The sequence below is a fragment of the Arthrobacter sp. T2-23 genome (genome assembly GCF_055398325.1).
Genome location: NZ_AP027917.1, coordinates 2,456,070 through 2,479,078, shown reverse-complemented (window position 1 = coordinate 2,479,078; position 23,009 = coordinate 2,456,070). Strand labels below are relative to the sequence as shown.

General features: G+C 66.4%; 24 protein-coding genes. 13 read left to right on the top strand and 11 right to left on the bottom strand.

The features are described 5' to 3' along the window. The first annotated feature begins 2 nt into the window (after positions 1-2). The 4 genes from ACZ5Z0_RS11465 (at position 3) to ACZ5Z0_RS11450 (ending at position 4,678) form a co-directional block, all read left to right on the top strand. A complete protein-coding gene (locus tag ACZ5Z0_RS11465) occupies positions 3-1,355 on the top strand; it encodes an acetyl-CoA carboxylase biotin carboxylase subunit (protein ID WP_464108538.1) in 1,353 nt (450 codons plus the stop codon). Beyond that, positions 1,352-2,257, top strand: coding sequence for a 5-oxoprolinase subunit B family protein (locus ACZ5Z0_RS11460; RefSeq protein WP_464108537.1), 906 nt, complete (start codon positions 1,352-1,354; stop codon positions 2,255-2,257). The genes ACZ5Z0_RS11465 and ACZ5Z0_RS11460 overlap by 4 nt, the downstream gene beginning before the upstream one ends. Next, the gene (locus ACZ5Z0_RS11455; RefSeq protein WP_464108536.1) at positions 2,247-3,233 is read left to right on the top strand and encodes a 5-oxoprolinase subunit C family protein; all 987 of its coding nucleotides are present in this window, start codon (positions 2,247-2,249) and stop codon (positions 3,231-3,233) included. Before ACZ5Z0_RS11460 ends, ACZ5Z0_RS11455 begins: the two co-directional genes overlap by 11 nt. A gap of 191 nt (positions 3,234-3,424) precedes the next feature. Beyond that, positions 3,425-4,678 (top strand): NYN domain-containing protein, encoded by a 1,254-nt coding sequence (locus ACZ5Z0_RS11450; protein WP_464108535.1) that lies wholly within the window; start codon positions 3,425-3,427, stop codon positions 4,676-4,678. On the opposite strand, the gene ACZ5Z0_RS11445 is transcribed toward ACZ5Z0_RS11450, so the two are convergent. The 3 genes from ACZ5Z0_RS11445 to ACZ5Z0_RS11435 form a co-directional block, all read right to left on the bottom strand. After that, complete coding sequence (locus tag ACZ5Z0_RS11445) at positions 4,675-5,019, bottom strand: DUF3846 domain-containing protein (protein ID WP_464108534.1); 345 nt, start codon at positions 5,017-5,019, stop codon at positions 4,675-4,677. The two genes, ACZ5Z0_RS11450 and ACZ5Z0_RS11445, sit on opposite strands and share 4 nt — an antisense overlap. A 166-nt stretch (positions 5,020-5,185) precedes the next feature. After that, positions 5,186-5,446 carry a hypothetical protein gene (locus ACZ5Z0_RS11440; protein ID WP_464108533.1) on the bottom strand — a complete coding sequence of 87 codons (261 nt, stop codon included), beginning with the start codon at positions 5,444-5,446 and terminating at the stop codon, positions 5,186-5,188. 333 nt (positions 5,447-5,779) lie between these two features. Continuing rightward, complete coding sequence (locus ACZ5Z0_RS11435) at positions 5,780-6,538, bottom strand: GOLPH3/VPS74 family protein (RefSeq protein WP_464108532.1); 759 nt, start codon at positions 6,536-6,538, stop codon at positions 5,780-5,782. Between the two features lie 82 nt (positions 6,539-6,620). Here ACZ5Z0_RS11435 and ACZ5Z0_RS11430 point away from each other — a divergent pair, with 82 nt between their 5' ends. The 4 genes from ACZ5Z0_RS11430 (at position 6,621) to ACZ5Z0_RS11415 (ending at position 9,952) form a co-directional block, all read left to right on the top strand. Continuing rightward, on the top strand, positions 6,621-7,193 hold the full coding sequence (locus ACZ5Z0_RS11430) for an MOSC domain-containing protein (RefSeq protein ID WP_464108531.1): 573 nt from the start codon (positions 6,621-6,623) through the stop codon (positions 7,191-7,193). Positions 7,194-7,305: 112 nt separating this feature from the next. Further along, positions 7,306-8,049, top strand: coding sequence for an ABC transporter permease (locus tag ACZ5Z0_RS11425; RefSeq protein ID WP_464108530.1), 744 nt, complete (start codon positions 7,306-7,308; stop codon positions 8,047-8,049). A 131-nt stretch (positions 8,050-8,180) separates the two neighbouring features. Beyond that, positions 8,181-8,957, top strand: coding sequence for an electron transfer flavoprotein subunit beta/FixA family protein (locus ACZ5Z0_RS11420; protein WP_464108529.1), 777 nt, complete (start codon positions 8,181-8,183; stop codon positions 8,955-8,957). Positions 8,958-8,968: 11 nt separating this feature from the next. Continuing rightward, a complete protein-coding gene (locus ACZ5Z0_RS11415; protein WP_464108528.1) occupies positions 8,969-9,952 on the top strand; it encodes an electron transfer flavoprotein subunit alpha/FixB family protein in 984 nt (327 codons plus the stop codon). Between the two features lie 124 nt (positions 9,953-10,076). On the opposite strand, the gene ACZ5Z0_RS11410 is transcribed toward ACZ5Z0_RS11415, so the two are convergent. After that, complete coding sequence (locus tag ACZ5Z0_RS11410) at positions 10,077-10,397, bottom strand: hypothetical protein (RefSeq protein WP_464108527.1); 321 nt, start codon at positions 10,395-10,397, stop codon at positions 10,077-10,079. A 130-nt stretch (positions 10,398-10,527) separates the two neighbouring features. On the opposite strand from ACZ5Z0_RS11410, the gene ACZ5Z0_RS11405 reads away from it, so the two are divergent. Then, on the top strand, positions 10,528-11,619 hold the full coding sequence (locus ACZ5Z0_RS11405) for a cytochrome b/b6 domain-containing protein (protein WP_464108526.1): 1,092 nt from the start codon (positions 10,528-10,530) through the stop codon (positions 11,617-11,619). Here the strand turns inward: ACZ5Z0_RS11405 and ACZ5Z0_RS11400 are convergent. The 6 genes from ACZ5Z0_RS11400 to ACZ5Z0_RS11375 form a co-directional block, all read right to left on the bottom strand. Continuing rightward, entirely contained in the window at positions 11,616-11,963 is a 348-nt protein-coding gene (locus ACZ5Z0_RS11400) for a hypothetical protein (RefSeq protein ID WP_464108525.1), read from the bottom strand. The genes ACZ5Z0_RS11405 and ACZ5Z0_RS11400 overlap by 4 nt on opposite strands. A gap of 57 nt (positions 11,964-12,020) precedes the next feature. Beyond that, complete coding sequence (locus ACZ5Z0_RS11395) at positions 12,021-12,362, bottom strand: YciI family protein (protein WP_464108524.1); 342 nt, start codon at positions 12,360-12,362, stop codon at positions 12,021-12,023. Positions 12,363-12,449: 87 nt separating this feature from the next. Continuing rightward, the gene (locus ACZ5Z0_RS11390) at positions 12,450-13,685 is read right to left on the bottom strand and encodes an RNA polymerase sigma factor (protein WP_464108523.1); all 1,236 of its coding nucleotides are present in this window, start codon (positions 13,683-13,685) and stop codon (positions 12,450-12,452) included. After that, positions 13,682-14,005, bottom strand: coding sequence for a YciI family protein (locus tag ACZ5Z0_RS11385; protein WP_464108522.1), 324 nt, complete (start codon positions 14,003-14,005; stop codon positions 13,682-13,684). Before ACZ5Z0_RS11385 ends, ACZ5Z0_RS11390 begins: the two co-directional genes overlap by 4 nt. Before the next feature lie 122 nt (positions 14,006-14,127). Beyond that, entirely contained in the window at positions 14,128-16,131 is a 2,004-nt protein-coding gene (locus ACZ5Z0_RS11380) for a vWA domain-containing protein (RefSeq protein WP_464108521.1), read from the bottom strand. 25 nt (positions 16,132-16,156) lie between these two features. After that, on the bottom strand, positions 16,157-17,545 hold the full coding sequence (locus ACZ5Z0_RS11375; protein ID WP_464108520.1) for a sigma 54-interacting transcriptional regulator: 1,389 nt from the start codon (positions 17,543-17,545) through the stop codon (positions 16,157-16,159). 54 nt (positions 17,546-17,599) lie between these two features. Between ACZ5Z0_RS11375 and ACZ5Z0_RS11370 the strand changes: the two genes are divergently transcribed. Both ACZ5Z0_RS11370 and ACZ5Z0_RS11365 read left to right on the top strand, forming a co-directional pair. Next, positions 17,600-18,265, top strand: a complete 666-nt coding sequence (locus tag ACZ5Z0_RS11370; RefSeq protein WP_464108519.1) for a histidine phosphatase family protein — start codon at positions 17,600-17,602, stop codon at positions 18,263-18,265. A gap of 13 nt (positions 18,266-18,278) precedes the next feature. Beyond that, positions 18,279-18,980 carry an SCO1664 family protein gene (locus ACZ5Z0_RS11365; protein ID WP_464108518.1) on the top strand — a complete coding sequence of 234 codons (702 nt, stop codon included), beginning with the start codon at positions 18,279-18,281 and terminating at the stop codon, positions 18,978-18,980. A gap of 125 nt (positions 18,981-19,105) precedes the next feature. Here ACZ5Z0_RS11365 and ACZ5Z0_RS11360 read toward each other — a convergent pair whose 3' ends face one another. After that, positions 19,106-19,717 carry a DUF6308 family protein gene (locus ACZ5Z0_RS11360; RefSeq protein WP_464108517.1) on the bottom strand — a complete coding sequence of 204 codons (612 nt, stop codon included), beginning with the start codon at positions 19,715-19,717 and terminating at the stop codon, positions 19,106-19,108. A gap of 332 nt (positions 19,718-20,049) precedes the next feature. On the opposite strand from ACZ5Z0_RS11360, the gene ACZ5Z0_RS11355 reads away from it, so the two are divergent. Both ACZ5Z0_RS11355 and ACZ5Z0_RS11350 read left to right on the top strand, forming a co-directional pair. Continuing rightward, positions 20,050-21,639 carry an ORC-CDC6 family AAA ATPase gene (locus tag ACZ5Z0_RS11355; RefSeq protein ID WP_464108516.1) on the top strand — a complete coding sequence of 530 codons (1,590 nt, stop codon included), beginning with the start codon at positions 20,050-20,052 and terminating at the stop codon, positions 21,637-21,639. Positions 21,640-21,851: 212 nt separating this feature from the next. Beyond that, positions 21,852-22,988: a serine hydrolase domain-containing protein gene (locus ACZ5Z0_RS11350; RefSeq protein ID WP_464108515.1), complete on the top strand. Its 1,137-nt coding sequence runs from the start codon at positions 21,852-21,854 to the stop codon at positions 22,986-22,988. The last annotated feature ends 21 nt before the right edge of the window (positions 22,989-23,009 follow it).

The following is a 23,009-nucleotide window of genomic DNA, read 5'->3' as shown; positions in this document are numbered from 1 at the left end:
TGATGAAGAAACTGCTCATCGCCAACCGCGGCGAAATCGCAGTGCGCATTGCCCGGACCGCCCGCGAGATGGGCATTGAGACCCTCCTCGTCGTAAGCGAACCCGACGCCGATTCCCTGGCAGCGCGCACGGCCGACAATTTCGTCGTGATAGGCCCGGCCCCTGCCCCCGCCAGTTACCTGAACCAGGACGCCGTCATCGCCGCAGCCGTGGATAACGGCTGCGACGCCGTTCACCCTGGCTATGGATTCCTCTCCGAAAACGCCACGTTTGCGCGCAAGGTCGCAGCAGCGGGGCTCACGTGGGTGGGTCCCGACGCCGACGCGATCGAGATGATGGGCAACAAGTCCCTGGCCAGGGAATCCGCCCGCAAAGCGGGCGTTCCAATCCTCCCCGGCTCCGACGGGCCGCTCGACCCCGACGCCGACGCCGTGGAAGCGGCCCGCGGCATCGGTTACCCGTTGGTGGTCAAGGCCTCCGCCGGCGGCGGGGGCCGGGGCATCCGATTTGTGCACAACGAGGGCGAACTTCTGGAAACCATAGAGCTGGCGCGCGGGGAAGCGGCGTCGGTCTTCGGCGATCCGACCGTCTATCTGGAGCGCTTCGTGAAGCACGCCCGGCACGTGGAGGTACAGGTCCTGGGCGACGGCACCAACTTCATCCACCTCGGAGACCGCGACTGCTCCATGCAGCGGCGCTCCCAGAAAGTCATTGAGGAAGCCCCTGCCCCCGACCTTCCTGACGCCGTCCGCCGGACCATCCGCGAATCCTCGGTGGAACTCGCCCGCGAATGCGGCTACAGCGGCGCCGGAACGGTCGAATTCCTCTACGACCCGGCCGGCCACGAGGCCGCCTTTATCGAAATGAACACCCGGATTCAGGTGGAGCACCCAATCACCGAGGAAATCACCGGCGTCGACTTGGTCCGAGAACAGCTGCTCATTGCCTCCACCGGATCCATGTCGGTCCGGCAGGAGGACATCCACTTCAGCGGCCACGCCATCGAGTGCCGCATCAACGCCGAGGACCCGCACAACAACTTCTTTCCCAGCCCGGGCCTCATCACCTCCCTGGAATGGCCGACAGGCGACGGGATCCGCATCGATGCCGGCGTGGAAGCAGGGTCCACGGTCAGCCCGTACTACGATTCCATGCTCGCCAAGCTCATTGTCCACAAGGACACCCGCGAAGCCGCCATCGAAGGGGCGCTGGAGGCCCTGCACAGGACCCGGATCGAAGGGGTCAAGACAACCATTCCCGTGCTCAAGAAACTGCTGGACCGGCTCGAATTCGCCGCCGTCAAACACCACTCAAAGTTCATAGAAACCGTCGACAATCTGATGGAGGCACCATGAGTAGCCCCGCACCCGCCGAGCTGGAGGCCCGCTACACCTGGGGCGGAGACGAATTCCTGTTCGTCGAGGTCTCCGAGTCCATGAGCTTGGCCGCCAATTTCAGGGTCATGTCCATTGCCGAGAAGCTTTCAGAACTGGGGCTGCCGGGCATCGTGGATATCTGCCCTGCCAACGCTTCGCTGCTGGTGCGGTTCGATCCCGACGTCCTGCCGCCGTCGAGCCTTGAAGAGACCGTCCGGACCATTGAGGCGGACCTGGCGCACCACCAGCAGCAGGCCCTCGAAACCCGGATCATCGAAGTGCCCGTCTGGTACGACGATCCGTTCACGGCCGAAGTAGCCAAGCGCTTCCGCGAAGGATTCCACCAGGAGCCGGGCGGCAGCGACATTGACTACGCCGCCAAAGTCAACAACCTCAAGGATGCCGCGGAGTTCATAAAGCGGCACCACGAGCAGCCGTGGCTCGTCTCCATGGTCGGATTCGTCGCCGGCCTGCCGTTCCTCTTCCAGCTGGTAGAGCGCGAGAAACAGCTGGAAGTCCCTAAGTACCTAAGCCCCCGCACGGACACGCCTGCCTTGACGGTGGGCCACGGTGGCTGCTTCGGCTGCATCTACTCGGTACGGGGAGCGGGCGGGTATCAGATGTTCGGAATCGCTGCCGCGCCAATCTTCGATCCGGCGCAGGCCCTGGCCGATTTCAAGGACTTTATGGTGTTCTTCCGGCCGGGCGACATCGTGAAGTTCAAGCCTGTGACCGAGGCCGAGTACAACAGCATCCAGACCGAAATCGCCGCGGGGACGTTCCGCTACCGGCAGTCGCCCGTGACCTTCGATCTGTCCAAAGCGCTGGCGAATCCCGAAGGCTACAACAAAGAAATCATGGAGGCCCTCAATGGCATTTGATATCACGAGCCCCGGGCTTGCCACCACGGTCCAGGACCAGGGACGCACCGGGCACTACAACGTCGGCATCCCGCAGAGCGGTTCCCTGGACCAGTACTCGGCCGAACTCGGCAATGCACTGGTGGGCAACACCGCCAAGGAAGCGGTCCTTGAATGCACGTACCTGGGCCCGGCGCTGACCGCCGACCAGGATGTTGTCATTGCCGTCACGGGGGCCCCGGTTGAGGTCAGGGTCAATGGCGAACCCCGGCCACAGTGGAGCCGACTGCAACTGAAAGCCGGCGACGAACTCAGCTTCGGCGTCATCCGGGGCGGCACACGGTACTACATCGCGGTCCAGGGCGGCATTGATGTGCCCGAGGTGCTGGGTAGCCGATCCACCTACAGCCTGGGCGCAATCGGCGGATTCCACGGCCGCAAGCTGGAGGCCGGCGACCGGATTTCTGTCGGCAGCCCGCTCAACGACGGAGCCGTGCCCGACGCGGATACGGTTCCGGAAGAGTTCCGGCCCGCCTTCGCCAAGGAGCAGACCGTCCGGATAGTGCTGGGACTCTATGACCACCGCCTCACCGACGAGGGACTGGACAATCTCCTGAACGGCGAGTGGAAGGTGACTCCGGTGGCCGACCGGATGGGATTGCGGTACTCCGGTCCCGGAGTGAAGTGGAAGGAACGGGAGCAGCCTTTCGGGGCCGGTTCCGACCCGTCGAACATCGTGGATGCCGGCTACGCCGTCGGGTCCATCCAGATTCCGGGCGGTACCCAGCCGATCATTCTGCACCGCGATGCCGTCTCCGGCGGCGGCTATGCCATGGTGGGAACAGTCATCAGCGCCGACATGGACTTGGTGGCCCGTGCCGCCCCCGGCACGTCCACCAGGTTCGTCGCCGTGAGCATGGATGAAGCGTTGGCAGCACGCAGGGAGCTCGCTGAGCGCAAGAACAACGCGAAGGCAGCACTCGGCCTCAGCGGTTGATTCGTGCGGGTGTGGAGGGCTTCCGCACCCGGCGGCCCTACCAACCCTTAGGTCTGGAAATATTTGCCGGTCCCGAGAAACCACGTGGGCGTCGGAGGGAAGCCGAGCCCTGACGACCGGCCAGGCATCCAGCGCAACTCGCGCAAAGCCCCTTCTGGTCCGCCCCGCCGTCGTGCTGGCAGACTGAGCCGATGACCGAACCTCTCAATCAGTCCCGGCGGCCCGGGATCCGCGCCGCGATGTTCGTGGACTTCGACAACGTCTATACCGGGCTGCAGGCACTGGACCCGGCGGCTGCCAAGAGGTTCGCCGAGGACCCCAAACACTGGACCGAGGCGCTGGCCGACGGCGTCGCGGGCGACGACTCCCGGCGCTTCCTGATCCGCAACTGCTACCTCAACCCCGTCATCTACTCCAAGTACCGGCCCTACTGGACCCGGGCAGGCTTCCGGGTGATCGATTGCCCGTCCCTCACGCAGCGGGGCAAGAGCAGCACCGACATCAACCTGGTGCTTGACGCGATGGACGCCCTGTCCGGCGCGGCGCACATCGAAGAGTTCTTTGTCGCCTCGGCGGATGCGGATTTCACCTCGCTGGTCCAACGCTTCCGCGCCGCGGACCGGATGACGACGGTGATCGCCGCCGGCGCCGTGGCGTTCGCTTACCGGGAGATGGCGGACAGCGTCGTGGAGTCCCACGACTTCGTGGCCATCCTCAACGGAACCGCAGCCGATGCCCCGAGGCTGGTCCGTTCGGCCAAACCTGCCACGAGCCAGCCGGCGGCCACGCTCACCCCCGGACCCGCAACGACGGCCGCCGCGGAAGTCCTCGCCCTCGTGCGGGCTGCGCCGGGACCGGTCACGGGGTCGGTGGCGGCGCACCGCGCGCTGGCCGCCGATCCTTCCCTCAAGACGGACTGGGGCGGCCACGGGAAGTTCAGCGCTTGGATTGCCCAAGCCGGCCCGGGCATTGCCTACGCGTCAACCCCCTCGCCGGGCTGGGTCTGGGATGCGGAGCGGTTCTCACCGGACCTGCTGCCCGGCGCCGGGGAAACCCGGCCGGCCATCGAGGAGCAGATCATCCGGGTGACCGATGTGCCGGCGTTGTCGTCCGGCCAGTACAGGCAGGTCTTCGTGTCGCTGGAGGCCAAGCTGCGCGAGCACCTGGCCACCCGAGCTGAGCTCGCCAAGGCCGTGAGGGACGACTGCGTCGCGGCAGGGCAGCCGGTCTCCCGGGCGGCTGTGAACTTCGTTCTCCAGGGCCTGGGGTACGCCGGGGTTCCGCTCACCGACGAGCTCCCGGCCCGGGAACTGGCGGCGGCGTGGACGAGGAACGTCGAGGAGCTGTGCCGGGTTGCGCTCATGGAGTTCGACGACGCCGAGAAACTCGCCCTGCGCCGCTGGGCCAGCGGCGGCCTGCTGGAGGACCGCGCCGACGAGTCTTAGGCCGCCAACGGCAGGTCGAAAAGCCGTTCGGCTAGCCGGATGAGGCGAGCCGGAGCAGAAGACTCCTCTTCCAAGCGTCCATGGCCAAGGAACACCGCCACCCCGTTGAGTGTGTCGTCGAGACGGACGCCCGCCTCGCGGATGAGCACCTCGGCCCGGTCGTTATGGGGGAGGCGGTACCCCTCGTCGTTGAAATAGACGTGCCAATCCGCGCCGCTGATGCACCCTACATTCCCTGCAACCAGTTTCTGCAACTCACCGACGTCGGCCTCCACGGGTTGAATGCGCACCGTTTGAGTGAGTCGGGCTGGAACGATAAGGGCGTTGTACGTGGTGTTCATGGTTCATTTCCTTGGGACTGAAACGAATGGCGTCCGGCTCCCGGGTCGGACGGCGGAACGGGCTGGCCAGATCCGCCGCGCGGCGGGAGCGCGAGGGCGGCAGGAGCGGGAGGGCGGCCGACGGGCTGTACAACCAGGAATGCCCCATCGGGCCGCCCGCGGCATGTCAGCGCTGGTTTTTGCGCGGCTTTACGAACAAGTCGTTGGATTCGTTTTTAGCCCTTTTCTCGGCCCGTTTTTCGAGAATTGTTTTTCCTGCTTTTTTGGCGCTGCCACCTTTTGGCAATTTCCCCGACAAAGTAATCACACCTTTCCGTGCTTGCGTGTACCCAATACCATACACACTTATATTTTTTATGCCAGCCCGGGAAAACGCGGACACAAAAATTCGACAAAGCGCGCGATTCCCCGAGGCTTGGCGCGGCATCCGGGCATCATCCATGCCCCTGGGCGGCTCCCGGCCCACGTGGCGGAATTTGGCGACTGCCGGAGTTCGCGCGAAGACGGAATCGAAGCGCGCAAAGGCTGCCTCGGATAAAATCCCAACAGCACCCAGCGTTGTGTAGGTCCAAATCCCGGAAAGCGAATTTATTTTCCCGGATCTGCGCGGCGCTAGACTCCTGCAAGTTCCGGCAGATCTACAAATAGGCCGAGTGCTAAATTCTGCTTGGCAGAACTCCCAGTCACTTCTTCCACATTCGGAAGCCAGGGCGTAAGGAGGATACAGCGCCGATGGATCGACCCGGACGCTCAAACCCCATCAAAGAGTTGCTGCTTCTTCCTGGGCCAGCCTGATGAGCCGAAGTTCATCCTCCACGGCCCGGGCAGGCCAGTAGTCCTTGGCCAGCTCGTCCGCGCGGACTCGGTCTGCCGCCGGGAAGAGCTTGCCGAGCAGCCCGGCAGCGTGCAGCAGGGCGATCAGCGCCAGGATCCTGTCATCAGATCCCGCCGCTTCGCTCGCCGAGGTTTCCGGCTTCCCCGGTTCCGACTCCCCGGCGCCCGACGCCGTAGCCGTCGCAGCGGCCTGTGTCGACGCGGCATCGGGCTTCGTCTGGGCCGACGGCGGACCGCTGAGGGCGGCCTCAAGCTGTTCCAGAACCGCACCTTCCGGAGCATGGTCCTTTTCCGGGTACCGCACGGCGCGGAACCGAGCCAGGTGCTTCTCGCCGACGTGCTCCACGATTCCGCGCGACGCCATCGTCTCGTAGACACGCTGCACTTCGGCACGGCCCTCCAGCATGGAGACCCACCGCTTGGGAGTGTGCGGCCGCGACTTGCCGCGGATGAGCTCGAGCTCGTGCTGGAAGTCCGTTGGCGGGGCTCCACCAGTAGCGCGGACATGCTTTCCCTGCAGCTCGATGGCACCGGCCAGTTCCAGCTCGGCCAGGATGGCCCCGGCCAGCGTGGTCCTGAGGGCGAACACCGGGATTTCGGGTGTTCCGTCGTGGTCCTTCGTTGCCAGCAGCAGGAAGGCCTGCGGAAGGCTCAGCTCCGTCGTCTTCGGCATTTCAGCATTCATACGATCATCGTGGCCCTGTTGGAGGAGCCGCCACATGAGGATTTCGTCCCGATCCGTCTCCGTGAGGCGATAGTTTGGTGGGATGACGGCCAGTTACAGGTACGACGTCGAGGTCCTGCACCTGCTCGTGTCACCGGCCCATGCCTACTTCGGCCGCGCACGCGAGGGTGCCGCCGACGTCCCCACCACGGACGCCGACCGGGCCGGATTCGTGGCAGGCAAGGGAATCGTCGGCGACCGGTTCTTCGGCAAGGCCGCGCACATGGATGCCGCAGTCACCGTTTTCGCCGTCGAGGCCCTCGAAGCGATCGCCGCCGAGCTCGGGGCTGCCCCGTTTGACCCGTTGCTGACGCGCCGGAACGTGCACCTCAGGGGCGCCCAGCTGCCGCCCCTCCTGGGCCACGACTTCGCCATTGAGTCCCGCGGCAAGCTGGTGCGGTTCAAGGCCGGGCGGCCGGCGCACCCGTGCGCGTGGATGGATGAGATGCTCGCCCCGGGCGCCCATAAGGCCATGCGTGGGCGGGGCGGCGTGCGGTGCCAGGTGCTTTCGGACGGCGTCCTGCACCGCGGACCGGCCGTGCTGGTCAGCCCGGTGCCGCTCGATCCTGGCCTCGCCGGCGAGGCGGCGCTCCTGCGCCCGTCGCGGCTGCCCTAGCCCGACGCCGGCCAACGTCCACGGCCTCGACGCCGAACTGGATACCAGGACCCATGTGCAACGCGTGCAAAAATCGGCCTATGACCAAGTCCCAGATCCGGCGTAAACCGGCGTGACGTTCGACGAGTCGTTACGGACCGCCCTTGGCGTGGTCATCCTGGTCGGGGTGGCGACGATCGTGTTGGTGAGCGCACGGGTGCCAGCCCCGTGGTCGGCCGCGTTCGCCGTCGCCCGCGGGGTAGTGCAACTCGCGGTGATCAGCTTCATCCTGTCAGGCGTTATCCAGTCGCCCTGGCTGGTCGCCGTTGCGCTAACGGTCATGTTCACCATTGCGGCAAGCACCTCGGCACGTAGGCTCGGGTCGCTCCGCGCACGGTTCATCCCCGTGGCGGCGTGCATGGGCGCGGGGGTCATCGCCGCTGGCATCGTGGTGTTCGCCACCGGGGCGATCGCGTTCACGCCCAGGTACATTCTGGCGATCGGCGGAATTGTGATCGGGAACGCAATGACGATCGCTACGCTGTCCGGTCGCCGGTTCGTTGAGCTGGTCAACGACCGCTGGGAGGAGGTCGAAGGCTGGCTCGCCCTCGGCGCACGCCCACGCCAGGCGACCGCGGACCAAGTTCGTCGAGCCATTTCAGCTGCGCTCGTTCCCACGGTAGATCAAACCAAGACCACGGGGCTCGTCACACTTCCCGGCGCGTTCGTGGGTGCGATCTTCGGCGGCGTTTCACCGCTGGAGGCAGGACGGTTCCAAATCGTGGTGCTCGCCGCCATCATCGGCGCCGGTGCCCTCGTCGCAGTCGGACTTACCGCCTGGCTCGCGCCGGTGCGGGTCCGCCCCGACCGCCTCTAAACCAAAAGCCGCCAGGGCCGAACACTGCACGACACGACCCCCATGAAACAAGCCGGGCGCCACTTTCGTAGACTCTATGGAGATCCGACGTGTCCCCTCTGGAGACATGCCCGCCACAGGAAGAGCCATCGATGAAGATTATCGTCCTAGTCAAGGAGGTCCCCGACACCTATGGGGACCGAAAACTGAACCTTGAAACGGGTCTCGCCGAGCGGGAAGCCAGCGAGACCGTTATCGATGAGATCGGTGAGCGGGCTCTGGAACTGGCACTGACCTACGCTGACGCGAATGAGGGCACCGACGTCGCCGTCCTGTCCCTCGCCCCCGAGGGGGCGACGGCGACGATCCGCAAGGGGCTTGCGATGGGCGCCGGGAGCGCCATCCACATCTGTGACGGGGAGCTCCGGGGTGCGGATCTTGGACTGACCGCTGAAACCCTCGCGGCAGCAATCCGCCGCACCGGCTTTGACCTGGTCATTGCCGGCAACGTCTCCACCGATGGATCCGGCGGCATGATTCCCGCGATGCTTGCGGAATTGCTGGACGTGCCGCTGGCCAGCGGCCTCAGTTCCGTGGAAATCCACGACGGCGCGGTGTCCGGCACCCGCGGCGTTGAATCCGGCGTGCAGCAGGTATCGGCGGACCTGCCCGCGGTCATTTCCATCACCGAGGCGCTTCCCGGGCCGCGTTTCCCCAACTTCAAGGGCATCATGGCCGCGAAGAAGAAGCCCCTGGAGGTGCTGACGCTCGCGGACCTCGGAATCACGGCCGACGACCCCAACGCGGCGCGGGCGATCATGCTGACCATCGCCGAGAAGCCTCCGCGCGCGGCGGGCGTCAAGATCGTCGACGAGGGCGATGCCGGCGAGAAGCTGGCCGAGTTCCTGATCGAAAACCGACTGGCTTAGGGAGTAACGACATGACTGATTTCCCTCCTGACGCAATCCTGGTGGTCGTGGAAACCCGGGCCTCCGGTGACCTCGAGAAGGCCGCGGCCGGTCTCTTCGGCGCCGCCGCCGGCGTCGGCACGCCGGTTGCCCTGGTGCTGGCCGCCCCCGACGCCGGGAGCGCCGCCGCCGCTGAGGCCGCGGAGCTTGGTGCCGCGCACGTACTGATCGCCGAGACTCCGGATCCGTCCGCGCTGGGCGTGCCGGGCGTGGACGCGCTGGCCGCCGCCGTCGAGCGGGTGCGACCGGATGCGATCCTGATCTCGCATTCCCTGAACGGGCGGGACCTGGCCGGCCGGTACGCCGCCCGTGCGCGCGCGGCGGTGTCCGTTGACGCCGTCGGGGTCTCCCGCGACGACGAGGGCGTGGTGGCACACCACTCGGTCTACGGCGGCGCCTACGATGTGACGTCAACGGCCACATTCGGACCGCCGGTCATCACGGTCCGCCAGGGCTCCATCGAGGCCCGTGCTGCGGCCCAGCCGCCGGCGTCGGAGACCCTGGCAGTCACGCCCTCCGGGAGGAAGGCCGCCCGGATCGATTCGTTCGAGGAGGCCGTCGCGGCCACCACCCGGCCGGAACTGCGCGGTGCGGCGAAGGTCGTCGCGGGCGGCCGAGGTCTTGGGTCGGCGGAACAATTCGCCCTCGTCGAGCAGCTCGCCGATACCCTCGGCGCCGCGATTGGTGCCTCGCGTGCCGCGGTGGACGCAGGCTACGTTCCGCAGTCGCAGCAAGTGGGGCAGACCGGGGTTTCCGTGTCGTCCCAGCTCTATATCGCGCTGGGCATTTCCGGCGCAATCCAGCACCGGGCCGGCATGCAGACCGCCAAGACGATCGTCGCCATCAACAAGGATGGGGACGCCCCAATCTTCGAGATCGCCGACTTTGGTGTGGTGGGCGACCTCTTCAAGGTTGTGCCCCAGCTCATCAGCGCCCTTGAGGCCCGGAAGAAATAGCGATGGCAACTCAGTCTGGGTCCATTCGGCGGGGCCTGCCGCGCGTGCCGGGCGGCGAGCCTTGGCCGCCTGCGGGCGAAGCCCCCGCACACCTCATCACGGCGGGCGCGGCGACGGCCGCTGTTCAGGACACGGTGCCGGCGGCGGCGCAGTCCGTTCCGGTCGGAGCAGTGAACGATGCCGGCGCGGCGGCGGCAGCCCCGGTGGCCCCGGTGGCGGGGCGGCTGCGCCGTGGCCTGCCACGCGTGCCGGGCGGCGAGCCCTGGCCGCCGGCGGGCGAGGTGTTGGCGTCGGCTGCGAATCGGTCCGCGGCTCCGGCCGCCGTCGCCGAGCCCGCGACGGTTCCGGCTGCCGCTCCGGCGCCGACCGCCCCGGTGGCTCCGCTTGCTCCGATCGAGAAGGCAGCGCCGGCTGCGGCGGCGTCGTCGACTGAGCCTGCCGCCACACCGGCCACGTCGACGGCGGGAGCCGCTCAGCTTCGACGCGGACTCCCCCGTATCCCCGGCGGTGAACCGTGGCCGCCGGCAGGCCTTGCCCCGGCAGCCTCTGCCCCACCTGTTCCCGCGGCAGAGGCCGTGCCGCAACCCGTTGCCCAGGCTCCTTCACCGGCTGCCGCTCCGGCCGCCGCCGTCGTCGTCGCGGAGACCGTTGCCGACAAGACGCCGCCAGCGCCGCCGCATGAACCCGCAGCCGCCCCGACCGCGGCCGTACCTCCCGCCGTCGTCGAAAAGCCCGCAAAGCCCGTGGCTCCCAAGGCCGAGGCCAAGCTCTACGGTTCGCGCACCCTGGCGCAGTGGATCGCGCGCGTCGTGCTCCTCGCCGTCGGCGCAGTGGCCGCCGCCGGAATTCTGGTGCTGGCCGCGCGCGGTGTGACGACGCTGCCGGGCGTGCCCGAGTTCCTCGAAAGGTACCCCGGCGAATACGAGCTGCCGCAGACGGCGGAGGCCGGCTTCCCCTGGTGGGCGCAGTGGGCGCACTTCTTCAACATCTTCCTGATGGTGCTCATCATCCGCTCGGGATACCAGGTGCGCACCCAGCAGAAGCCGCCGGCCTTCTGGACGCCCAAGCGCGGCGGCAAGAAGATCAGCATCACCCTGTGGTTGCACCAGTCGCTCGACATCTTGTGGCTGGCCAACGGCCTCATCTTCGCGGTGCTGCTGTTTGCCACGGGTCACTGGATGCGGATCGTCCCGACCAGCTGGGAGGTGTTCCCGAACGCGCTCTCCGCGCTGCTGCAGTACATGACCCTCGACTGGCCCGTGGAGAACGGCTGGGTGAACTACAACAGCCTGCAGCAGCTGATGTACTTCCTGGTGGTCTTCATCGCCGCCCCGCTCGCGGCCATCACGGGCGTGCGAATGAGCGAGTTCTGGCCAAAGAACGCGAAGACGATGAACAAGGCCTACCCCGTGGAGGTGGCGCGCGCGATCCACTTCCCCACGATGCTGTTCTTCGTGCTGTTCATCCTCATCCACGTGTTCCTGGTGTTCGCGACCGGTGCGCTGCGCAACCTGAACCATATGTTCGCCGGCACCGACGAGGTGAACTGGGTGGGGTTCTGGCTCTTCGCGGCCGCCATCGCCATCACCACTGCCGGCTGGTACGCCGCACGCCCGATCGTGCTGGCACCCCTCGCCAAGCTGTTCGGGAAGGTGAGCAGCCGCTAGCTCCGAGGCTCCGCCTCGTCCGGCAGGCTGACGTCGATGGGGAAGGTCATGAACGCCGGCGTCTCGTACGGGTGCGCGGACAGCGCGGCGCTGACGACGGCGTCGCGCCGGGAGCGCGGGTAGATGGCCTCGATCCGCGTCTCCCGGACTTCCTCGGGGGAACCGACGGCACCGATGGCCGGGGACGCGCCCGGCAGAGGCGTGAAGCGCCCGGTGCCGTCAAGGCTGAACGAGCAGTGCGAATAGTTGCCCAGCCTGCCCGCCCCGGCGTCGCCGATGGCCCGCCGGACCGCGTCCGCAGCGTCGGTAGGGACGTAGATGACCAGGCAATCCATGGGTTCCATGGCTGAAATTCTGGCACGGGGCGCCCGCCTCCGGCAGCGCCAATGACGACGGCGCCCTCAGCTGCCCGGGTCGTACTGAAACGCGCGCACCTCCTGCGCGCAACGGCAGGAGGCCGCGATCTTCGCGGCCCACTCCAAGGCCGCCTCATACGAGGGCAACTCCAGCACCGAATAGCCGCCTTCAAGCTGCGCCGTCTGCGGGTAGGTGCCCTCGCGGACGGTCCCGTCGCCGTCGACCATGACGGGCGGAATGCTCTCGTCGATGCCGCCGCCGAAGACCCAGACGCCGGCATCCTTGGCCTCCTGCACGACGGCGTGCGCCGCGTCAGCAACTGCCTGCAGCTCTTCCTCGGGGAAGACCATGGCCGCACTCGGGAACGAGATCAGATATTTGGTCATCGGGTGGGCTCCTTGTTCGCAGGACGGCGGATGGCGTTCATCCTCGCGGACGGCACAGTGCCGCGCAAGGGTCTGGCTGGGCCCGGCTCAACTACCCAGCTGGTCCCGGCGCCGTTTTAGCGCGGCGACTTCGGCGGAGTTGCCCGCCAGTTCGATGGCCTTCTCATACGCCGCACGCGCGTCCGCTGTGCGGCCCACCCGTCGCAGCAGCTCGGCGCGGGTGGCGTAGTAGGCGTGGTAGCCGGCCAGGTCCGGCCCCAGCCGATCGACGGCGGCCAGGGCCACGTCCGGCCCGTCCAGCTCGGCTACCGCGACGGCCCGGTTGAGCGCGACGATCGGCGACGGGTCGAGGGTGACCAACTGGTTATAAAGCGCGACGATCTGTGACCAGTCGGTCTCGTGGATATCGCCGGCAGAGGTGTGGACGGCGTTGATGGCCGCGAGGAGCTGGTACGGCCCCGGCGCCTTCCCGGAGGCCAGCCGCTCCCGCACCAGGCGGTGGCCCTCGGCGATCAGTGTCCTGTCCCAGGCACTCCGGTCCTGCTCGTCTAGGGTTACGAGTTCGCCGCCTGCCGAGATCCGGGCGGCGCTGCGGGCCTCGGTGAGGAGCATCAGGGCCAGCAGGCCGGCCACCTCGCCGTCGTCCGGCAGGAGTTCCCGCAGCAGGCGGGTGAGCCGGATGGCTTCGGCGGTCAGGTCGGTACGGACGGGCCCGGTGTCCGGGCCCGTGGCCAGATAGCCCTCGTTGAAGACCAGATAGAGCACGGCGAGCACGCCGGAGATGCGCGCCGGGAGATCCTCCGCGGCCGGCACCCGGTACGGGATCCGGGCGGCCTTGATCTTGGCCTTCGCGCGGGTGATCCGCTGCCCCATGGTGGTTTCCTGCACGAGGAAGGCCCGGGCGATCTGGGGCACGGTCAGGCCGCCGACCATGCGCAGGGTCAGGGCCACGCGGGTCGGCAGCGCGAGGGCCGGGTGGCAGCAGGTGAAGATCAGCCGGAGCCGGTCGTCGTCGATGGCGCCGAGCGGTTCGGGAGGGTCGTCGTCGAAGACCAACTGGGCCTCCTGGTGTTTGGTGTCGCGTTTGTTTTCGCGCCGGAGCCGGTCGATGGCCTTGCGCTTGGCCGTGGTGGTTAGCCACGCTCCGGGGTTGGCGGGGACGCCGTCGGACGGCCAGCGTTCGACGGCGGTGCTGAACGCCTCGGCCGCCGCCTCCTCCGCGAGGTCGAGGTCCCCGAAACGGCGGCCCAGGGCGGCGACCACCCGGGCCCAGTTCTCCCGGTAGGCCTGGCTGACGGCGCCGCCCACGTCGGGTGCGTTCACAGGAACGGCCGCACCTCGACCTTCCGGTTGCAGGCCTTCGATCCCTCGGCGGCGAGTTTGAGCGCCACGTCGAGGTCGGGGGCCTCAATGATCCAGAAGCCGGCGAGGTACTCCTTGGACTCCACGAAGGGCCCGTCGGTGACCACTGCGGACTCTCCCCGGTTGTCGATGACGGTCGCCGTATCCGGGAATCCGAGGCCGCCAGCGAAAACCCAGTGACCGTCGGCCTGGAGCCGGTCGTTGAACTCGTCGATGGCCGCCATCTCGTCCGACGGCGCGAGCTCGAGCTGGTCGTGGATCACGGACAGCAAATACTGCATTTCGAGTCATCTCCTGCGGTTTGGGGCGCCCCTCGTGGGCGGCCGCTCACCTTTACTACGAACAACTCTGCCGCTATTCGACAGGAAACGCCCTGATTTCTGCCGCCGTCGGAACCGCCGGCCTACGTCGCCCAGTCGTCGTCGCCGTAGGCCCTGCCGCGGAAGTGCGAACGGAGGTACTCGCCGACGACGGCGGCACCCAGGTCCCCCGCGTCGGGCGCCACCACGCGGCCGTCGATCCGCCGAGCCATCCGGGCGACGAACCGTTCCAGGCCGGGGTCGTTGCCGAGCCGGAAGAACGTGGCCTGGGTGCCGGCCCGGCCCAGCCGGTCCAGCTCGGCGACCGTGACGCGGATGGTCTCCGGGTCCGGCGGCCAGTTGAACCAGGACTCGCCGTCGGACTCCAGGTGCGCGGTGGGTTCGCCGTCGGTCACCACCAGCAGGACCGGCTGCATGGACGGGTGCTGGCGGAAGAACCGGCCGGCCAGCAGCAGCCCGTGGTGCAGGTTGGTGCCCTGTTCCCGCAGGGCCGGCAGGGCCGTGAGCTCGCCGATGTCCATGGTCTGCGCGTAGCGGCCGAAGCTGATCAGCTGCAGACGGTCGCCGCGGAACTTGGTGGAAACGAGGTGATGCAGGGCGAGCGCGGTGCGTTTCATCGGCACCCAGCGCCCCTCCGCGGCCATCGAAAAGGAGACGTCCACCAGCAGGGCGACGGCCGCCTGCGTGCGCGCTTCGGTTTCGGTGACCTCGATGTCGTCCACGGCCAGGCGCAGGCCGTGGCGCGGGTCCCGGCCGTCGGCGATGGTGCGGCGGATCGCGTTGGTGATGGTCCGGGTGACGTCCCACGGTTCGGCGTCGCCGAACTCCCACGGCCGGCTGGAGCCGGTCTGCTCCCCCGCCGCCCCGGCAACGCGGGTGTCCCGGCGGCCCTGCCGGCCGGAGAGCTGCTTGGCGGTGTCCCGCAGCAGCGATCTGCCCAGCCGCCGCATGGCCTGCGGGGAGAGCTTCAGGTCGCCGTCGGCGCCGCGCTGCAGGAAGCCGCCGTCGTGCATGGCCCGCTCAATCTCCGCCAAGGTGCGGGCGGAGACGACCGCGTCCTGACCCAGCTGCCGGGCCAGGGCGTCCAGGTCCAGGTCGTCCAGGCGGGAACCGTTGTAGGACTGGGAGAGCTGTTCGGCGAGTTCGTCCAGCTCGGCGAGATCCTGCAGCACGCCGGTGCCGTCGCCGAGCCCCAGCCCCTCCTCGCCCTCGAAGCGTTCGGAGCCGGACCAGTCCTCCCCGGGGCGCAGCGCCTGCAGGTTGGCATCGAGTTGGCCCAGCTGTGCCATAAGCTCCGGCGAGCCGAACGCCTGCGCGGAGAGCCGCATCAGCTCCTCGCGCTGCTCGGCGGACATGGACTGCATGAGCCGCTGGGCGGCGGCCGCGCGCTTCGCCAACGCATCGATTGGCTCCTCCACGGATTGCGGGTTCTCCGGGAAGAACTGCCCGTGTTTGGCCATGAATTCCTGGAAATCGGCGCCCGTGTCCTCGCCGCGGCGGTGTTTCTCGAGCAACTCATTGAGGTCGGCCAGCATCTCGGCGACGGCCGCGCGGTCTTCCTCGGTGGCTCCCTCGAGCGCCTCCTTCATCCCGGCGAACCGCTGGTCCAGGATTTCGCGGCCCAGCAGGTCCTTGATCTGCTCGTAGGCCTCGCGGGCGGTGCTGGACTGCCAGTCGTAGGAGGCGAGCTCGTTGACCGCCGCCGCCGTGGATTTGGGCAGGTTCTGCAGCTGCATCTCCCGGAAGGCGCGGTCCGTGTCGTCCATCCGGACGTCGCGGGCCAGCTGTTTGCGTTCCTCCAGCACCGCGGTCTCCAGCAGTTTCTGGACCTCGTTGAGGGTGCCGTCCAGTTTGTGCTGGCCTAAGAGGTCCTTGCGCCGCTGCTGGACGCGGCCGGCGAGCTCGTCGAGGCCTTCCCGGTTGTGGCCGCCGCGGCGGAGGTATTCCTGCAGGGCGTGCCGGGGCGAGTAGCCGGCCATCACGTCCTCGGCGACGGCGTCCAGCGCCTCCGCCAGGTCCACCGGCGGGGCGAGCGGATCGGGCCCGCCCGCGTAGCGGCTGTAGCGGGACCGGTGGTGAGCGGTCATGGGCCCTCCTTAGCCGTAACGGCGCCTAACCGTAAACCGTCGCCTCGTCGTCGGAGTCCTTGGAGATCCGTCGGGCGAGGTAGAGGCCCTCCAGGGCCAGTTCGACGGCGGCGGCGCGCTGCCCGTCGTTTTCCGCGCCGAGGCGCGCGCCGATGTCGTCGTAGAGGCTGGATCCGTTGAGCGACGGGAGGTTGTCGAGGAACTCCCGCGCGGTGACCAGCTCCCCGGTGGTGACCGTGGTGTGGCCGTCGAGGGCGGCGACGAGCGCGCCCATGTCGAGGCCGTGGAAGTGCGCCCGCACGGCCTCGGCTGTGGCCATCCGCAGCAGGTGGTCCAGGATGTCCTGTTCCCGGCCTTCCTCGCCGGATTCGAACTCGATCTTCCCGGCGAGGACTTCCACGGCGGCGTCCAGGTCGATGATCCGGGCCACGGCCTGGTCCTCGCCGCGCACACTGGCGCGGCGCAGGGCGGCCGCGGCGACGGTTTCGGCGCCGGCGATGGCGAACCGGGCGGACACCCCGGAGGTCTGGTTGATCGCCGGGGACTGCCGCAGCGCCCGGGTGTAGCGGGCCAGGATTTCGAGGATGACGGGCGGGACGCCGGCCACCAGGTGACCCTCCTGCCGGATGACGGCCACCTCGTCGTCGAGCTCGATCGGGTAGTGGGTGCGGATCTCGGCGCCGAAGCGGTCCCGCAGCGGGGTGATGATCCGGCCCCGGTTTGTGTAGTCCTCCGGGTTGGCGGAGGCGACCACCAGGACGTCCAGCGGCAGCCGCAGCACGTAGCCGCGGATCTGGATGTCCCGTTCCTCCATCACGTTGAGCATGGAGACTTGGATCCGCTCGGCGAGGTCGGGAAGTTCGTTGATGGCGATGATGCCGCGGTTGGAGCGCGGGACCAGGCCGTAGTGGATGGTTTCCGGGTCACCCAGGCGGCGGCCCTCGGCCACCCGCATCGGGTCGACGTCGCCGATCAGGTCCGCGACGGAGGTGTCCGGCGTAGCGAGCTTCTCGACGTAGCGTTCGGAGCGGTGCCGCCACGCCACCCGCAGCCGGTCCCCCTCGGTGAGGGCGCGGGCGCGGGAGTGCTCGGTGAGGGGTTCGTAGGGGTGTTCGTTCAGTTCGGAGTCCTCGATCACCGGCGACCACTCGTCCAGCAGCCCGGCCAGGGTGCGCAGCAGCCGGGTCTTGCCCTGGCCGCGTTCGCCGAGCAGGACGACGTCGTGCCCGGCGAGCAGGGCGCGTTCGAGCTGCGGCAGGACGGTGCGGCTGAAGCCGTACATCCCGGGCCACGGGTCGCGGCCGGCGGCGAGCGCGGCCAGCAGGTTGTCGCGGATTTCGCGGCGCAGGTCCTTGTGGACGTGCCCGGAGGCACGCAGTTCACCAACAGTGAAGATTTCGGGGCGATCACTCACTCCTCCACCGTAGACCTCGCCTCGGGAGCATGGCACCCCCTACGCTGAAAAGTGATGACTACAGTGACGTCCGGACCTTCAGCGGAGCCCCCACGGCAGGGAACGCTCCTGCTGTTGGTGCGCCACGGGGAGACGCCGACGACGGGCATGGTCCTGCCGGGCAGGGCGCCGGGACTGCACCTGTCCGACAGGGGCCGGGCCCAAGCGGAACGGGTTTCCGAACAGCTCTCCGACTTGCCAGTGGACGCCCTCTACTCCTCGCCGCTGGAGCGCGCCTGCGAGACGGCGGAGCCGACGGCGGTGCGCACGGGACTGGCGGTTAAGCACGACGACGGGCTGCTGGAGTGTGATTTCGGCGAGTGGACCGGCGCCGCGATTGCCGATCTAGCGGTCCTGCCGGAGTGGCACACCGTGCAGCACAACCCGTCCGCGTTCCGCTTCCCGGACGGCGAGAGCTTCCCGGAGATGCAGGGCCGGATTGTCGGTGCGCTGGAGGCATTGTGCGCGGCCCACGCAGGCGGTGTGGTGGTGTGCTTCTCCCACGCCGATCCCATCAAGGCCGCCGTCGCCCACGCCCTCGGCACGCCACTGGACCTCTTCCAGCGCATCGTCATCAGTCCGGGCACGGTGTCGGCCATCTCGTTTGTGGAAGGCCAGGATCCGGCGGTGCTCATGGTGAATTCGACGGCGGAACCGCTGAGCGGACTGAGGACATCATGAAACGAGGCAGCTGGTGTCCGGCCACGAGCTGAGGCTGCTCACCGAGGGCAGCATTGAGCTGCTCGGTCTCATCCCGCGCAGCAGCAACCAGACGTTCCTGGTCCAAGTCACCTGCGGGGAGGATGTCGGGTACGCGGTCTACAAGCCGGAGGCTGGCGAACGGCCGCTGTCCGATTTCGAGCCCGGACTCCACAAGCGGGAACGCGCCGCCTACTTGTTCAGCGAATCGATGGGCTGGGGCTTCGTACCGCCCACGGTGATCCGCGAGGACGCTCCCCTAGGCGTCGGGTCGCTGCAGTGGTTCATCGAGTGCGACTTCCAGGAGCACTACTTCACACTGTTCGAGGACGCCCCGGAGACCCACCGCCAGCTGGCCCGAATCGCCCTGTTCGACTACGTCGCCAACAACACCGACCGCAAAAGCGGCCATGTGCTCCGCGGCGAAGACGGCCGGATCTGGGGCATTGACCACGGGCTGTGTTTCGCGGCGGCGTTCAAACTGCGCACCGTGATCTGGGACTTCGCCGGCGACCCCATCCCCGAGGCCCTGCTCCAGGACATCGCCCCGCTTGCCGAGGCCGTCCCCGCGGAGCTGGCGGAACTGCTCGACGACGACGAGGTCACCGCGCTGAAGCTCCGCGTCCAGCGGATGCTGCTCGCCGGGACGCTGCCGGTGGACCGCACGGGCATGCGGTATCCGTGGCCGCTTGTGTAGGCGCCAGCCGTCCGCGCGCATGCTACCCCGGGCGTCTCTGCGGCAGCGCCGCCCAGCGGCCATCGTGATCCAAGGATGGCCGGTGCCGCGGTTCGCTCGGCGCACCGTGCTTTTCTCCGAGCGGCCTAGGAGCCCCAAATCAGAATGTCTGCTAGCCGAAGGAGACTCAGTGGCCGATCATCTGGAGTAGTGGTCGACGAGGCTAGAGGGCGCATCCAGTCCTCGTTGGCGCGAATATCCGTCCAGAGAGCCGCCCGCAGTTTCTTGGATTCATTGGTCTTGACATCGTAGAACTTTCGAACGCGAGAGTCATTGATGGGCACGATATGGGGCCGTCGCCGGTGCAGCACCTTCGACACAGTCACTGGAGTCCAGTTCACCACTCCATCCGTAGCCGCATTTGCCGCCGCCAGCGTACCAACCGCTTCCTCAAGCTCCTCGGTCGACTCATAGGCCTCAAACGGACTGGCATCCCTTAGCTCATCAAGGGCCCTGTCGAGTGCTAGACGCAACTTCTGCTCTGGACCATCGCCGGTCGCAAACATTGGAACGACTTCCTTCCAACCGAGCTTCATGCTCAGCAGGTTGGCCGATAGAACGTCGGCAGGGCCCAGAGGCCCGTCGACCTCACCTTGTCGATCGTATGTGAGGAAGGCGTAGTGAAGCGCTGGATCAGTATATTTCGCCAGCGTTACGGCAGCAGATAGCTTTAGCGAAGCCAGACTTCTGGGCGACATCGAGGTTCTCCTTTTAGGTCCTGCGTCGGGTTTTGGCTTAGGTCGATTTCAGAAGCCTAAATGCTACCGACCTCACCAAGTTCATGGCTCGCGGTAAATTCCGATCTAGCGCGGCGATTGAACGGCCCAGATCCCACTGCATCGCTAGCAGCCAATCTCCGATATGCTCACCTAGAACGTGGCCGCGAGTGGATTCTTCACTCTGCAACCTGTAATGACCCCACATCCGATGATCGGGCGCTATGCTCATATAAAGAACCGGCAAAGAAGTCCGTGAGGTGCTGCGAATCCTCGTGCTCGCGTCCGGCCCGTCACGTTCATTTGGGGGAATCATGTCTTCGGAGTTACTTCTCAGCGATCAAAACCTTGCGCGAGCAATCAGCAATATTCGCCCCAGGTCGGAGCGGCAACCGGATGTTGCGGTACTTGAAAAGACCTACGTTGAAACCGGCGTCCTGCCGCAGCTGGCAAATCCTAATAACCAGATCCTCTACGGCCGCCGGGGTACCGGCAAGTCCCATGTTCTTCAAGTCCTTGGCGCCGACGTAAATAAGCGTGCCGGGCACAGCGTGATCTACATCGATATCCGCCTGCTCGGTAGCGCTCAGCTCATGTCGGATGACTCCCAACCCCTCACGGTACGCTGCGTAAGTGTTTTCAAGGACTTACTCTCGCTTATGCAGGCACAACTGCTCGATATTGCCACTGACCCCAAACGAGATGGTTCCGGCATCGAGGAGGTATCTCTATTTGCCCAGGCCGTCGTTCAAAAGAGTTCTGAGATAACGTCGAGAAATGTCAATACCTCGAATTCGCGGACAAAGAATGATTCCGTGGATTTAGATGCTACATTATTTCCAGCAGTGAACATCGGAGCCAAACTGAAGACGGGCTCCGAGTCAAAGACTGACAGGCGTGAAGAATTTAGTGAGGTACTTCGAGATACGGTGGTCTTCGCCGAGATCTCGACATTACTGGACTCTGCCCTGTCTGCTCTTGGCGTTGAGTCACTATATGTCCTCATAGATGAATGGACAGCCATTCCCCCCGACGTTCAACCTTACATAGCTGAATTTCTAAAGCGAGGTTTCTTTCCCAGCACACGGGTAACTGTCAAGATTGCATCTTTGGAATATAGATCCCATTTTGCTTTGTCGAACGAAGCGGGCGGTGTCGTTGGATTTGAAGTAGGTAGCGACCTTTCGGCGAACCTCGATTTAGATGACTACTACGTATACGACAGAAATCCCGAACATGTCGTCAATATGTTCCTTGAATTGCTGCACAAACACGTAGATGCTGAGTTGCCTAGGAATTTTCTGGCCAACCGCGGCGTGAAGAGCGCGGTTGGATTTCGAACCAAATTCTTTACGGAGTCAGCAACTTTCGTCGAACTCGTCCGCGCCGGCGAAGGGGTTGTCAGAGATTTCCTGGGAATATTCACTTCGGCCTATTTTCGTGCAACCCGTTCCGGTCGCAAAAAGATAGATCTTAATTCGGTAGAAGAGGCCGCTCGCGACTGGTACGAGACGGACAAGTCAACCGTTCTGTCTGCGGCGCAACGAGTTGCCCTAAACCGCATTATGACTGACGTGATTGGAACTCGTCAGGCTAAGATGTTCCTACTGGCTCGGGAGCACTCTGGCCATCCGATGATCGAGTCATTATTTGACCTTCGACTCATCCATCTAATCTCTCGCGGATACAGCGACCGAGATAATCCGGGACTTCGGTACAATATCTACTCATTGGATTATGGAACTTACGTCGACCTCAAGAGAACACGGAATGAACCAGAGGGTTTTGAGTTTCTGTTTGAGCTAGATGACCCCGCTAATACGGAACGTATCGTTCCCTTCGCCGACAAGCGAAGCATCCGACGAGTCATTCTTGACCCCAAAATATTTGAACTTTCCAGATGAGGTAGCCCGCAGGATGTCTTGAGTCTGCTGGCCTCCCAGTTCCAAGACGATCATCATCGGTCCAGATGGCCGTGAACGTTTCACCGCGCCACCCTCGTCTTGGACGAGGGCGCCGCAAGCCTGCTGCAGCCCAGCGTCCTGGCCAAAGCAGCTTCGGGGGCAAACGGGCGGGGGTGCTGACCCGCTCCGAGCCGGCATCGGAGAGTTGGGGTGTGTTGGAGGATGAGGTCCTTGAGCAGCTCAGCCGCGGCATCCAGGCGGGTCGGTTCTCGGGCGCCGCATGCGCCGTGGCCATTGCGGGAGAGCCAGCCGCTGAGCTCTACTTGGGAACCCAGGCCATGTGGCGCGGGGCGCTGGAACGGATCAATGTCGAGGAACAGGGTCCCGTCACGCCGGACACCATGTTCGACCTCGCCTCCGTCACCAAAGTCTTCACCGCCCACGCCGCCCTCTCGCTGGCCGACGCCGGGGTGGTCGAACTCGACGCCCCCATCGCTGCCGCACTCCCTGCCTACCGCGACGGCGAGCGCTCGCGGGTCACGCTGCGAAAGCTGCTCAGCCACACCTCCGGGCTGCCGGCAGAGTGGGTCGGCTGGCGTGAACCGCTGGCCCGGCAGCTGGAAAGCGGGCCTTCCGGGGCACCGTTCACGTCGACGCCGCCGACCGGGCGGGAGGCACTCATCGCCGACCTCCTCGCGACGCCGCTTGAGGCGCCGGCTGGCACCCGGTTCATGTATTCGAGCGTCAACTACAACATCACGATGTCGTACCTCGAAGCGGTGACCGGCCGCCGATGGCGGGAACTGGTGCAGGAATACACCCTGGGGCCACTGGGCTTGAGCGGGGTGACCGCCGACCCGGAGCCGGCGCTCACCGCCGCGACCGAGTACCAGCCGGAATTCAACCGCGGAGTGGTGCACGGCGTCGTCCACGACGAGGCTGCCTGGTCGCTGGGCGGCGCGGCCGGTAATGCCGCGCTTTTCGCAACGGCCCGCGGGCTGCTGCGCTTCGCTGAGCAGCTCCGCGTGGGCTCAGGACGGGTTCTCGGGCGATGGATGTGGGACGACGCGCTCACGCCAATGCTGGGCCGCGCGACCGCATCACCCGAAGGCGGTTTTGGATCCTCGCTCGGCCTCCGCATCGGCGACGCCGAGTTCATGGGAGCCACTGCCACGATGCGCGGGCACACCGGATTCACCGGAACCTCCCTGCTGTTCGACCGCGACACGCAGGTCAGCGTCGTTCTGCTGACCAATCGCGTCCACCCTTCACGCGACCGTGGCGGCCTCCAGCCCCTCCGCACGGCGATCGCCGACCTCGCCGTCGCCGCCGCCCGGGCGGGGAGATGAGGAACTTGTTCGACTTTTGGC